This is a genomic window from Curtobacterium oceanosedimentum (genome assembly GCF_040545555.1).
In the GTDB taxonomy this organism is placed as follows: domain Bacteria; phylum Actinomycetota; class Actinomycetes; order Actinomycetales; family Microbacteriaceae; genus Curtobacterium.
In genome coordinates this window covers 203,381-216,126 of the sequence record NZ_JBEPMD010000001.1, presented here as the reverse complement: position 1 = coordinate 216,126, position 12,746 = coordinate 203,381, and the positions used below count along the sequence as shown (strand labels likewise).

General features: G+C 72.6%; 11 protein-coding genes. 1 reads left to right on the top strand and 10 read right to left on the bottom strand.

Annotated elements, in window-relative coordinates:
* Positions 1–93 precede the first annotated feature (93 nt).
* From ABIC52_RS01000 to ABIC52_RS00965, 8 genes are all read right to left on the bottom strand, one after another.
* Positions 94–1,848 carry a proline--tRNA ligase gene (locus ABIC52_RS01000; RefSeq protein ID WP_354026401.1) on the bottom strand — a complete coding sequence of 585 codons (1,755 nt, stop codon included), beginning with the start codon at positions 1,846–1,848 and terminating at the stop codon, positions 94–96.
* A 44-nt stretch (positions 1,849–1,892) separates the two neighbouring features.
* Complete coding sequence (gene ispG / locus ABIC52_RS00995; RefSeq protein ID WP_126892096.1) at positions 1,893–3,026, bottom strand: flavodoxin-dependent (E)-4-hydroxy-3-methylbut-2-enyl-diphosphate synthase; 1,134 nt, start codon at positions 3,024–3,026, stop codon at positions 1,893–1,895.
* A 50-nt stretch (positions 3,027–3,076) separates the two neighbouring features.
* Positions 3,077–3,652: a cysteine hydrolase family protein gene (locus tag ABIC52_RS00990; RefSeq protein WP_126892092.1), complete on the bottom strand. Its 576-nt coding sequence runs from the start codon at positions 3,650–3,652 to the stop codon at positions 3,077–3,079.
* The gene (locus tag ABIC52_RS00985; protein ID WP_126892091.1) at positions 3,649–5,097 is read right to left on the bottom strand and encodes a purine-cytosine permease family protein; all 1,449 of its coding nucleotides are present in this window, start codon (positions 5,095–5,097) and stop codon (positions 3,649–3,651) included. The genes ABIC52_RS00990 and ABIC52_RS00985 overlap by 4 nt, the downstream gene beginning before the upstream one ends.
* Positions 5,098–5,144: 47 nt before the next feature.
* Entirely contained in the window at positions 5,145–6,479 is a 1,335-nt protein-coding gene (locus ABIC52_RS00980; protein ID WP_238638216.1) for a M50 family metallopeptidase, read from the bottom strand.
* A 145-nt stretch (positions 6,480–6,624) separates the two neighbouring features.
* The gene (gene dxr, locus ABIC52_RS00975; RefSeq protein WP_209677276.1) at positions 6,625–7,710 is read right to left on the bottom strand and encodes a 1-deoxy-D-xylulose-5-phosphate reductoisomerase; all 1,086 of its coding nucleotides are present in this window, start codon (positions 7,708–7,710) and stop codon (positions 6,625–6,627) included.
* Positions 7,711–7,752: 42 nt separating this feature from the next.
* Positions 7,753–8,724 carry an FKBP-type peptidyl-prolyl cis-trans isomerase gene (locus ABIC52_RS00970; RefSeq protein WP_126892089.1) on the bottom strand — a complete coding sequence of 324 codons (972 nt, stop codon included), beginning with the start codon at positions 8,722–8,724 and terminating at the stop codon, positions 7,753–7,755.
* Between the two features lie 6 nt (positions 8,725–8,730).
* Positions 8,731–9,207, bottom strand: coding sequence for an OsmC family protein (locus ABIC52_RS00965; RefSeq protein WP_238638215.1), 477 nt, complete (start codon positions 9,205–9,207; stop codon positions 8,731–8,733).
* 81 nt (positions 9,208–9,288) lie between these two features.
* Here ABIC52_RS00965 and ABIC52_RS00960 point away from each other — a divergent pair, with 81 nt between their 5' ends.
* Positions 9,289–10,281 carry an asparaginase gene (locus ABIC52_RS00960; protein ID WP_354026400.1) on the top strand — a complete coding sequence of 331 codons (993 nt, stop codon included), beginning with the start codon at positions 9,289–9,291 and terminating at the stop codon, positions 10,279–10,281.
* Between the two features lie 69 nt (positions 10,282–10,350).
* On the opposite strand, the gene ABIC52_RS00955 is transcribed toward ABIC52_RS00960, so the two are convergent.
* Together ABIC52_RS00955 and ABIC52_RS00950 are read right to left on the bottom strand one after the other, a co-directional pair.
* A complete protein-coding gene (locus ABIC52_RS00955; protein ID WP_354026399.1) occupies positions 10,351–11,142 on the bottom strand; it encodes a hypothetical protein in 792 nt (263 codons plus the stop codon).
* A 106-nt stretch (positions 11,143–11,248) separates the two neighbouring features.
* Positions 11,249–12,649 (bottom strand): FHA domain-containing protein, encoded by a 1,401-nt coding sequence (locus tag ABIC52_RS00950; RefSeq protein ID WP_354026471.1) that lies wholly within the window; start codon positions 12,647–12,649, stop codon positions 11,249–11,251.
* Positions 12,650–12,746 lie beyond the last annotated feature (97 nt).

Genomic DNA, 12,746 nt, shown 5'->3' with positions numbered 1-12,746 from the left:
CGCCACGCCTCCCTCGCAGGCTCGGTCGGCGCGCCCCGCGCAACGCTCCGCGTCGCCGCCGAGCGGGGCGCGCCCGTCCGTGAAGGGTCGCGATCAGATCGCGCGGACCGCCTCGATCAGGTCGGCGACCGGGACGTCCGTGCGCTCGCCCGAACGGCGGTCCCAGAGCTCGACGACACCGTCGGCGGCGTTCCGCCCGGCGACGACGACGACGGGGACACCGAGCAGCTCGGCGTCGCGGAGCTTCACGCCCGGCGAGACCTTCGGACGGTCGTCGTACACGACGTCGTAGCGCTCGCCCTCGAGGGTGTCGACGATCGAGGTCGCCAGGTCGTACGCGACCTGGTCCTTGCCGGTGGCGACGACGTGCACGTCGAACGGCGCGACCTCCTTCGGCCAGGCCAGGCCCTTCTCGTCGTTGTGCGCCTCGGCGAGGATCGCCATGATGCGCGTCACGCCGATGCCGTACGAGCCCATCGTGACCGTGGCGAGCTTGCCGTTCTCGTCCTGCACCTTGAGGCCGAGCGCCTCCGCGTACTTCCGACCGAGCTGGAAGACGTGGCCGATCTCCATGCCGCGCGCGGTCTCGAGCGGGCCGGAGCCGTCCGGGGCGGGGTCACCCGCACGGACGTCCGACACCTCGGCGACGCCGTCGGCGGTGAAGTCGCGGCCCATGACGAGCCCGGAGACGTGGATCCCGCGCTCGTTCGCGCCGGTGATCCAGCTCGTGCCGTCGACCACGCGCGGGTCGACGAGGTAGCGGATGCCCGACGGGCTGTCGGCGCCGAGCACCTGCGGGCCGATGTAGCCCTTCACGAAGACGCCCGGGTGCTTCCGGAAGTCGTCGTCGCCGGCGGCTTCGACCTCGGCCGGCGCGAAGGCGACCTCGGCGCGCTTCAGGTCGACGTCGCGGTCGCCGGGCAGCCCGACGACGACGACCTCGCGGGTGCCGTCGAGGTGCGTCAGTGCCAGGACGACGTTCTTCAGCGTGTCCGCCGCGGTCCACGGGGCGCCGTCACGCGGGGCGACCTCGTTCGCGTGTGTCACCAGCGTGTCGATGGTGGGGGTGTCCGCCGCGGGCAGCAGCACGGGCTCCGGCTGGCCGTCGATCGGCAGGGCGTCGGGGACGGGCGTGACGTACGCCTCGACGTTGGCCGCGTAGCCGCCGGCGCTGCGGACGAAGGTGTCCTCGCCGACGCCGATCGGGTGCAGGAACTCCTCGGACTTCGAGCCGCCCATCGCTCCGGCGTCCGCCGTCACGATCACGTACTCGAGGCCCAGGCGGGCGAAGACCTTCTCGTAGGCGTCGCGCATCACCTGGTAGCTGCGTTCGAGCCCCTCGTCGGTGAGGTCGAACGAGTAGGCGTCCTTCATCGTGAACTCGCGGCCGCGCAGCAGACCCGCGCGCGGACGGGCCTCATCGCGGTACTTGTCCTGGATCTGGAACAGCGTGACGGGGAGGTCCTTGTACGAGCCGTACAGGTCCTTGACGAGGAGCGCGAACATCTCCTCGTGGGTCGGGGCGAGCAGGTAGTCGGCGCCCTTGCGGTCCTGCAGGCGGAACATGCCGTCGCCGTACTCGGTCCAGCGGTTCGTCGCCTCGTAGGGATCACGGGGCAGGAGCGCGGGCAGCAGGACCTCCTGCGCACCGGCGGCCACCATCTCCTCGCGGATGATGTCCTCGATCTTGCGGCGCACCCGCAGCCCGAGCGGCAGCCACGCGAAGATGCCCGGGGACTGGCGACGGACGTACCCTGCGCGCACGAGCAGCTTGTGGCTCGGGACCTCGGCGTCGGAGGGGTCGTCGCGGAGCGTGCGGAGGAAGAGATGGGAGAGCCGTGTGACCACGGACGCAAGCCTAGCGGCGCGCGTCCGGCGGCGACGACGACGGCTCAGGTGGTGGTGACCACCTGCGGGGTGCCGGTGGCGGCGTCCGGACCCATCTCGTCGGCGATGCGGTTCGCCTCCGCGATCAGGGTCTGCACGATCTCGCGCTCCGGCACGGTCTTGACGACCTGCCCCTTCACGAAGATCTGGCCCTTGCCGTTGCCGGAGGCGACGCCGAGGTCCGCCTCACGCGCCTCGCCCGGGCCGTTCACGACGCAGCCCATGACGGCGACGCGCAGGGGCACGGTCATGCCCTCGAGGCCCTTCGTCACGTCGTTCGCCAGCTGGTACACGTCGACCTGGGCACGGCCGCAGCTCGGGCAGGAGACGATCTCGAGCTTGCGTTCGCGGAGGTTGAGCGACTGCAGGATCTGCAGACCCACCTTCACCTCCTGCGCGGGCGGCGCGGAGAGCGAGACGCGGATGGTGTCGCCGATGCCCTCGGCGAGCAGGATGCCGAACGCGGTGGCGCTCTTGATGGTGCCCTGGAACTCCGGCCCGGCCTCGGTGACACCGAGGTGCAGCGGCCAGTCCCCCGCCGCGGCGAGCTGGCGGTAGGCCTTCACCATGACGATCGGGTCGTTGTGCTTGACCGAGATCTTGAAGTCGTGGAAGTCGTGCTCCTCGAACAGCGACGCCTCCCACACCGCCGACTCGACCAGCGCCTCGGGCGTGGCCTTGCCGTACTTCTGCAGCAGGCTGGGCTCGAGCGACCCGGCGTTGACGCCGATGCGGAGCGAGACGCCGGCGTCCTTCGCGGCCCGGGCGATCGCGCCGACCTGGTCGTCGAACTTCCGGATGTTGCCCGGGTTCACGCGGACAGCGGCGCACCCGGCGTCGATGGCCTGGAACACGTACTTCGGCTGGAAGTGGATGTCGGCGATGACCGGGATCTGCGACTTCTTCGCGATGATCGGCAGTGCGTCGGCGTCGTCCTGGCTCGGGACCGCGACGCGGACGATGTCGCAGCCCGACGCCGTGAGCTCGGCGATCTGCTGCAGCGTCGCGTTGATGTTCGTCGTGGGGGTCGTCGTCATCGACTGCACGGAGACCGGGGCGTCGCCGCCCACGAGGACCTTCCCCACCCGGATCTGCCGCGACTTCCGACGCGGGCTCAGGGTTTCGGGGACTTTCGGCAGACCGAGGTTCACTGCTGGCACGGATGCGACTCTACGCGCTCCCCGTGGGCTCACACGTGGTCGACGACCAGGTCGGACCCGCGGTCGACGACCGTGATGAGCGGCCCGTACAGCCGCATGAGCGCGAGGGCACGTTCGTGGTCGTCGTCGCTCGCGCCGGCGCACGCGTCGGCGACCACCGTGACCGTCGCTCCGGCGTCCGCCGCGGCCAGCGCGGTGGACACGACGCAGCAGTCCGTGGAGACCCCGGTGAGGACGAGGTGCGGGTGGTCCCCGACGACGGCCCGGAGGCTCGTCCCCCACTTCCCGAAGGTCGGCTCCGTGATGACGGGGCTCCGTCGCTCCGCCGCCACGGCCGCGAAGGGCGCCGTGAGGTCGTAGAGGGGGTCGGCGTCGGGGACGAGCGCGAACGGCCACTCGCGGTAGTACGGCACCCAGGCACCCTGCGGGTGCTCCGGCGCGACGAACCGCGTGAACACCGTGCGTCCGGCGAACTGCGGCAGCAGCCGTCCCGTCCCGGCGGCGGCATCGGCGTAGCGGGGCGTCGCCCACGGGCTGTCCCCGGTGAAGACCTGCTGCAGGTCGATCGCGACGAGCCAGGCGCCGGCGGGGACCTCGACGCTCACGCGCCGTGCTCCTGGCGGCGGACGGTCCGGCGCGCCGTGAGCAGCGTGCCGGCGAAGCCGACGACCAGCGCGACGAGGACCCCGAGGTTCGCGTACGCCCAGGCACCCTCCCGGCCGCCGAGGCCGAACGGGCCGAGCAGGTACCCCTGCCAGTTCAACCACGCGGGCACACCGTACGTGTTCGTGACGAGCCCCCAGCCGAGCACCGTCCCGAGCACGACGAGTCCGATCGCGGCCCAGCGCACGTCGCCGTAGCGACCGCGCACGTCGTCGAGCTCGGCGTCGGCGTACGCGCGGCGCCGCAGCACCACGTCGGCGACGAACACCCCGGCCCACGCGGCGATCGGGACGCCGAGCGTGACGAGGAACGCCTGGAAGGGCGAGATGAAGTCCTTGGCGAAGAAGACGACGTACACGGCGCCGGCGACCATGAACACGCCGTCGACGCCCGCCGCGACCGGCCGCGGGATCCGTACGCCGGCGCTGAGCAGCGCCAGACCCGACGAGTAGATGTCGAGCACGGCACCGCCGACGAGTCCGAGGATCGCCACGAGGGCGAACGGCACGAGGAACCAGACGGGCAGGATCGTCGTCAGGGCACCGATCGGGTCGGCGCCGATCGCGGCGTTCAGGTCCTTCGACGAGCCGGCGAGCAGGACGCCGACGACGACGAGGACCGCGGGCGCGAGGGCGCCGCCGAAGGTCGTCCACCAGACCACGCCACCCGTCGAGGACGTCCGCGGGAGGTACCGCGAGTAGTCCGCCGCCGCGTTGACCCAGCCGAGGCCGAAGCCCGTCATCACGAGCACCAGGGCACCGATGACGTTCTGCGCGCTGCCCGCCGGCAGGGCACCGAGCGTGCCGAGGTCGATCGACGGCACCGCGAGGACGACGTAGACGACGGTGAGCACGGCGGTGACGACGGTGATGACGGTCTGCAGGCGCATGATCACGTCGAAGCCCGCGATGCCGGCACCGACGACGAGGGCCGCCACGACCACGAGGGCCACGAGCTTCGTCACGACACCGTCGTCCCAGCCGAGCTCGCGGAACACGGTCGAGGTGGCGAGCACGGCGAGCGACGCGAGCGCGGTCTCCCACCCGACCGTCAGCACCCAGCTGAGGAACGACGGCAGCCGGTTCCCCCGCACCCCGAAGGCCGCACGGCTCAGCACCATCGTGGGTGCCGACCCCCGCTTGCCCGCGATCGCGACGATGCCGCACAGCAGGAACGAGAAGGCCACCCCGACGACGGACACGATCGTGGCCTGGGCCAGGGAGATGCCGAAGCCGAGGACGAACGAGCCGTAGCTCAGCCCGAGCACCGACACGTTCGCGGCGAACCACGGCCAGAAGAGCCCGCGCGGGCGCCCCTTGCGGTCGGACTCGGCGATGACGTCGATGCCCTGGCGCTCGACGGCGCGGACCTCTGGCGCGGTGCTCATGCGCTGAGCGTAGTGGGCGCGCGGGCCGGTGCGCGGTACCGGTCGCGCTACCCGAACAGGTTCACGGGTCGCACGATGTCGGCGTAGACGAGCAGGGCGCTCATGCCCGCGAGCAGCACCACGACGACCATCGTCAGCGGCATCGACTTCGCCAGGTCGATCGCGCCGGGGTCCGGCTTGCCGACGAGCACGTACGCGCGGCGCTTCACGGCCTCCCACAGCGCACCGGCGATGTGCCCGCCGTCGAGCGGCAGGAGCGGCACCATGTTCAGCACGAACAGGCCGATGTTGAGCGAGGCGAGCAGCCCGAGGATCGTGTACGCCTTGTCGACCACCGGAACGCCGCTCATCGACGACACCTCACCGATCGCGCGACCGACGCCGACGACCGACACCGGGCTGTCCTGCGACCGCTCCTGCTCGCCGAAGGCCGCGTTCCACACGGCGACCAGACGCTGCGGCAGGTCGATGATCAGGTGCGCGGACGCGGCGATCTGCGCCCCGGTCGCGGGGAGCACGGCGGCGGGCGACTGGCGGACCAGCGACTGCCCGATGCTGACGCCCACGACGCCGACGCGCTGGGTCTTCGTGGAGCCGTCCGCGTTCTTCGCGACCGTGCCCTGTTCGGTGACGACGTCGCGGGTCGCGAGCTGCGGCGTCACCTCGAGCGTCCGGCGCGCACCGTCGCGCTCGACCACGACCGTCACGGCCTCGCCCGCGGAGCGCTGGAACACGCGGGACACCTCGGCGATGGTCGGGTCCTGCCGCCCGTCCACCGCGAGCACGACGTCGCCGTCGCGGATGCCCGCCTGCTTCGCGGGCGACTCGGCGTCCCCGGCGGTGCAGGTCGTCGCGCTGCTCGTCGGCAGCACGCAGTCGACGCTCGACGTGAAGGTCGTCGTCGGCGCGCCGAACCCGCACAGCAGCACGCCGAACAGCACGATGCCGATCACCAGGTTCATCGCGGGACCGGCCACCATCACGATGATCCGCTTCCACGGCGTCAGCCGGTAGAAAGCCCGGGAGTCGTCGCCGCCCGAGTCGGCGATCTGCTCCGCGGACGCCTGGCGGGCGTCCTGCACGAACGCGCCGTACATGCCGGTGTTCGTGATCGCGTTCGGCTTCCCCGACGCACGCGGCTTGAGCATGCCGACCATCGAGATGTACCCGCCGAGCAGGATCGGGCGGATGCCGTACTCGGTCTCCCCCCGTCGGAACGACCAGATCGCCTTGCCGAACCCGAGGGAGTACTGCGTGACCTTCACCCCGAAGAGCTTCGCGAAGGTCAGGTGGCCCAACTCGTGGAGTCCGATCGAGACCAGCAGGCCGACGATGAAGACGACCACGCCGAGGACGAAGAGGAGCACGGATTCGACGGTCACCGGAGAAGGGTACGGGACCCTGCCCATGACGGAGCCGAGCGCGCCCTGAGAGGTCTGCCGTGCCTCCCGGCCGGTCTGGAGGCACGCATCACCGCGGGCGCACCCGTCGCGCGACCGCGTGGCGGGCTCGCGGTGTCCGGCCCGGTCAGCGGGCCAGCAGGCGGTCCGCCGTGGTGCGCGCCCAGCGCTCCGCGGCGAGGACCCCGTCGAGCGACGACTCCCCCGCGGTGTGGTCGTCCACGACGCGGCGGACGGTGTCGACGATGTCGAGGAAGCCGATGGCACCCGCGTGGAACGCGGCGACGGCCTGCTCGTTCGCGGCGTTGAACACCGCCGGGAAGGTCCCGCCGAGCACGCCGACGTGCTTGGCCAGGTCGACCGCGCCGAACGCCTCGGTGTCGAGCGGTTCGAACGTCCAGGTGCTCGCCGTCGTCCAGTCGAGCGGGACACCGACGCCCGGCACGCGGTCCGGCCAGGCGAGGCCCAGCGCGATCGGCAGCCGCATGTCCGGCGGCGACGCCTGGGCGATCGTCGAGCCGTCGACGAACTCGACCATCGAGTGCACGATCGACTGGGCGTGCACGGTGACGTCGATGCGGTCGTAGGGCACGTCGAACAACAGGTGCGCCTCGATGACCTCGAGCCCCTTGTTCACCAACGTGGCGGAGTTCGTCGTCACCACCAGGCCCATGTCCCACGTGGGGTGGGCCAGCGCCTGCGCCGGGGTGACGTCACGCAGGCGCTCCCGCGAGCGTCCGCGGAACGGACCCCCGCTGGCCGTGAGCACCAGGCGGCGGACCTCGGTGTCCGAGCCGGAGCGCAGCGCCTGCGCGATCGCGGAGTGCTCGCTGTCGACGGGCACGATCTGCCCGGGACGCGCGGCGGCCTGCACGAGCGGACCGCCGACGATCAGGCTCTCCTTGTTCGCCAGGGCGAGCGTCGCACCGGTCTCCAGCGCGGCGAGCGTCGGGCCGAGGCCGACGGAGCCGGTGATGCCGTTGAGCACGACGTCAGCGTCGACGTTCCGCACCAACCGCTCGGCGTCCGTCGCGCCGAAGGCGGTGTCGCGGACCCCGAACCGGGCCGCCTGCTCCGCGACGAGGTCACGGTTCGTGCCGGCGGTCAGCCCGACGACCTCGAAGCGGTCGGGGTTCCGCGCGACGACGTCGAGGGCCTGCGTGCCGATCGAGCCCGTGCTGCCGAGGACGACGATGCGACGCCGGGTCGGCACGGTGGCACCGTCGGTCCCTGCTCCCGCGGTCGTCGGCACGGGTCAGCCCTTGGCGAGGACGTCGACGACGAAGACGAGGGAGGCGTCCTTCGGGATGCCCGAGCCCTCCGGCGGGTTCGAGCCGTAGGCGTCCTCGGGTGTGGTCACGATGAGGACCTGGGACCCGACCTTCTGTCCGACGAGTCCGGTCACGAAGCCCTTGATGAGCGAGCCCTCGGAGACGGTGAAGGTGGTCGGCGCGCCCTTCGACCACGAGGAGTCGAACTCCTTGCCGTCCGCCAGGGTCACGCCCTTGTACTGCACGAGCGCGGTGTCACCGTTCTCGATCGTCGCGCCGTCGCCCTGCTTGAGGACCTCGACCTCGGTCTTCGACGGGGCCGTCGCACCGGACGGGATCGTGATCTCCGGCTCGCCGCTCGCCTTGTCCTCGACCGAGGGCAGCGACGGGTCCTGCGTCTGCGGCGCGCCGGTCGCCTTCGTCGGGGTCTGCGCGACGACGTCCGCCACGACGACGATCTCGCCGCCGGTGTTGAAGCCGAGTGCCGACGACTCGCCGACCACCGCGACCCGGTCCCCGACCTTCGTGCAGGCGAGCAGGGCGCCGAAGCCGGTCCCGCCGACGGAGAGCACCTGCGGGTTGCCCTGGTCGAACCCGACCGCGCCGAGCTTCGACGCGTCCGACGCCTTGTACACGGCGTAGGACACCTGGGCGAACTCGCCGTCCTTCAGCGCCTTGCCCGAGCCCTTCACCACCGTGGTGGCCTGCGGTGCTTTCGCGCTGAGGCCCTTGTCGAAGGTGACCTTCGGCGCCTCCGACCCGGCGACCGCGCCGGTGACCTCGATGCTCTTCGACGCCGGACCCGACTCCGGGCACGACGAGATGGGCGTCGCCGTGGCGCTGGACGACGCGCTCGGCGAGGCCGAGGCGTCACCCGAGCCGTTCCCGGAGCAGGCGGCGAGTCCCAGCACGACGGCGGGGACGATGGCGATCGGGAGCAGACGGAGACGCTTCACGGGGACCTATCCTGCCGCACGCACCTTGGTGACCGGCGTGTGGTGGACGGGGAACGCCACCGAACGAGCGATGAAGCACAGCCGGTTCGCCTCGGCGTGGGCGGCCTCGGCATCCGCGACACGGTCGGCCTCGAGCACCGTGACGACGGGGTGGAGGGTGACCTCCGTGACCTCGCCGGTACCGTCGCGGTGCACGTCGAGCGACGCCGTCGCCGTGTCCTCGTAGTCGACCACGGTGAAGCCGCGCTGCACCGCGACGTACAGGTAGCTCATCATGTGGCACTGCGCGAGGGCGCCGAGGAGCATCTCCTCGGGGTTCCACCGGTCGCGGTCACCGCGGAAGGCCGGGTCGGCCGACCCCGCGATGGCGTGCTTGCCCGGCGCGGTGACGTCGTGGTCGCGGCCGTAGTCCCGGTAGCCGCTGGTGCCGGTCCCCCGGTCGCCGGTCCAGCGGACGGAGACCTCGTAGGTGTGGTCGGTCACGGTGCGCTCCTTCGTGCTGGGTGCTCGGTGCGTCGTGCGCCGTGGACGGGGTGCGGCCCGCCCGCTCGCTACGATGACGACATGACGGTGAGCCACGACGTCCGCACAGACCGCCATCCTCTCACCGCCGAGGGCTCCGTCGAGCTCGCGGTGCTCGACCGGAACGGCTTCGACGAGAGCCGCCACGTCGGCGCCGGCGTGGTCGTGGCGGCCGACGGGACCGTGCTCGACGCCGTCGGCGACGTGGGCGCCAGCATCTACCCGCGCTCGACCATGAAACCGTTCCAGGCCCTGGCGATCCGTCGTGCCGGCGCGGTGTTCAGCGACGAGGAACTCGTCCTCACGACGGCCAGCCACGCCGGCACCGCGCCGCACCAGGCCCTGGCGCTGCACATGCTCGAGTCCTTCGACCACGTCGAGTCCGACCTCGGCTGCCCGCCCGACCTGCCCTTCGACCGCGCCACCGCACGCACGATGGACGGGCCGCGTCGCCTCGCGATGAACTGCTCGGGCAAGCACGCCGGGATGCTCGCCGCGTGCCGGGTGAACGGTTGGGACGAGGCGACCTACCTCGACGTGACGCACCCCCTGCAGCAGCGCGTCCGCGAGACGGTCGAGGAGTACACGGGCGAGACCGTCGACGTCGTCGGCACGGACGGCTGCGGGGCGCCCGTCTTCCCGTTGACGCTGCGCGGACTCGCTCGCGGGTTCGCCGGCGTCGTCGCACGGTCGGACGCGGACTCCGCAGCGCTCGTCGACGCGGTGCTCGACCACCCCTGGGCCATCGACGGCGTGGGGCGTGCGAACACCGTGACGATCGAACGGCTGCGGGTGCTCGCGAAGTTCGGGGCCGAGGGCGTCATGGTGATGGGTCTGCCCGGAGGTGCGGCGGTCGCCGTGAAGACGCTCGACGGCTCGCAGCGCGCCGGGACGCTCGCGGCCCTCACGCTGCTGGAGCGGAACGGGCTCGTGGACGCCGCCGGGGTCGAGGACGTGCTGACCGCTACGGGCGAGCAGGTGCTCGGGGGTGGCGTGCCGGTGGGTGCCGTCCGCGCGGGGTCCGGGCTGCGCTGAGGCGAGCCCGCCGCCGACGGGTGCGGCGCCGTCGTCCTGCGACGGGCAGGGCGTCGTCGTCCTCCGCCGTCATCCCGGGATGAGCGCGGCGACGGGGTCCCCGGCCAGCAGCGGCAGGACCGGCTCGACGGGCACAGGGGCTTGGTCGCCGTCCCGCCAGACACGGCAGCCGTGGCGTGTGACCTCGAGCACGTGGTCCCGCCGCCGTGGGAGCATGCGGACCCCGGGTACGAGCACCACCGTCGCCCACACCCGTCCCCGCTCGTCGACGCGCGCTGCGACGGCCGTGCCGGTCGGCGTCGGACGGACGCCGGGAGGCGCACCGGGCGCCGGGCCGTCGTCACCGACGACCCGGACGTCCGAGCCTGCGTCGTGATCCGCACCAGCTGGCCCGGCACTGAGCCCGGTGAGCTGCGCACCGAGCGCGTCGAACACCGCACGCGCGTACGCCCCGGCACCGAGGACGACGACGTGGCAGGGAGCGGACGGCCCGACCTCGACGCGCTCCGGTCGTCCGTCGGGCCGTCGGCCGAGCACCAGGATGCCGCCGGTACCGGTATCCGTCCGGCTGCGCGGGGTCTGCGGAGGGTCGTCGTCCGAGGGCAGCTCGCCAGTCGCGCCTGCCGTCGCGCCGCCCGGGACCCCCGACGTGACGACCGGACCCGTCGGCAGGGTGACGACGACCTGGGGCGGCGCTTGCTTCCCGGGAGCCCGATCCGTCAGCACGTCGAGCACCGCGCACGACGCCGCTGCCGCGAGCAGGACCGCCCTGGCCGGACCGGGGAGGTCGGCGAGGACCCCGACGAGCACGAGCACCACGGCCGACCCGACCAGGCACCAGCGGGCGACGAGCGGAGACATGCCGAGAGCCAAGCAGCCCCTCGCGTCCGGACTCGGACGCGAGGGGCTGCTTGTGGGCACTTCTTGCCGAACGCGTGGTTGTGGAGGAACACGCGCCGGGTGCTCGCTACTGCACGAGGAAGAACTGCTCTCCGATGTCGACCCGCGCGCCGCGCTCCACCCGGTAGCGACGCCCGGGCTCGCAGCGCCGGATGCTCCCGTCGATGTGGCGGATGACCGTCCCGTTGCCCGAGTTCCGGTCGGACACCCAGAGGTCGTCACCGTCACGCCCGAGCTCGAGGTGCGTCTTGGACACCGACTTGCCGGGGTCGTGCACCGTGAGCAGGTCGTCGAAGCGCTCCGCCGGTTGCGGTCGCGGCAGGCGACCGAGCAGGCCCGTGCCGTGCACGGCGGTGCGCTCCCCCGTGCTGAAGTGCAGCACGAAGGGCGCGGTCGACTGGGTCTTCACGACGATGCGCGTCTCCTCGACGTCCTCGTCGGGTTCGGGGTCACCGCTCGACGGCACCTCGGCACCGCCGACCGGTGGGAGGACCGGGCCGGTCGCGCCGGGGATCGGCGGCAGGGGTGCGGCCGTCGGGACCGACGGCAGGTCGGGGGTGGTGGTGGCCTGCGCCGAGGACGGAACGGTCGGGGAGACGGGAGCAGGTGGGATCGCTCCTCGGTCACTCGCCACACCGGATGCGCCGGCGTGGGACGGTGTGGAGCCGACCCGGTCGTCGTCGGCTCGGTCGTCGTCGTCGGCTCGCTCGCCGACGCTGCGGTCGCCGTCGACGCGGCCGTCGTCGGTTCGGTCGTCGTCGGGGGCTGCGGCGGGGAGTTCGTCGTCAGGGTCGGTCTGCACGGCGCCGTCGGCGTCGTCTTCGTTGCCGTCGTCGTCGCCCGAGGGCTCGTCGCCCGGACGGATCTCGTCGTCGGCGGCCCAGTCGGGTCGCGTCATCGGCAGCGGAACGACCGGACCCGTGAAGGCCGCCGTCACGGTCGGCCGGACCGCACCGCACTCCGCGCAGAAGATGTCGTCGGGCTCGAGGGTGTGCCCGCACACCGGGCAGGTCGCCGGTCCGTTGCCCGGTGCGATCAGCGGGGTCGGCGCGGGACGACGGTCGATCAGTGGCTCGACCACCGCGGTGTCACCGGCGCGGGGCTGCTGGTCGGTCGACGGTGCATCGTGCTGGTCGTCGACCGGCGGCTCGGCGGCAGCAGGCCCACGGCCGACCCACCAGGACGGTCGCGACGGGGGCGTCGCCGCCGGCTGCTGCGCGACGGGCGGGGACCACACCGGGGCCGCGGGCGGCTCGGGGGCCACCGGAGGCGTCGCGGCGCTCGGCGCGGTACGGGTGCGTTCGGCGTCGGCGGCGTCGTCACCCGAGGTGGCGTGGTCAGCCGACGTGACGTGCTCGGCCGAGCGGTCCTGGTCAGCCGATGCACTCCGGTCCGGGGACGACGGGTAGGCGTCGGGGTCGAGGGGCGGTTCCGCCTCCGGTGCACCCACACGCAGGTCGGCTGGCACGGACCCCGTCGGCGTGGACCCCGCGGGCCAGGACCCGTGGGTGGCGGTAGCGAGCGGATCACCGGGAGCCGAGGGAGCACCGTGAGCGGACCGGGCA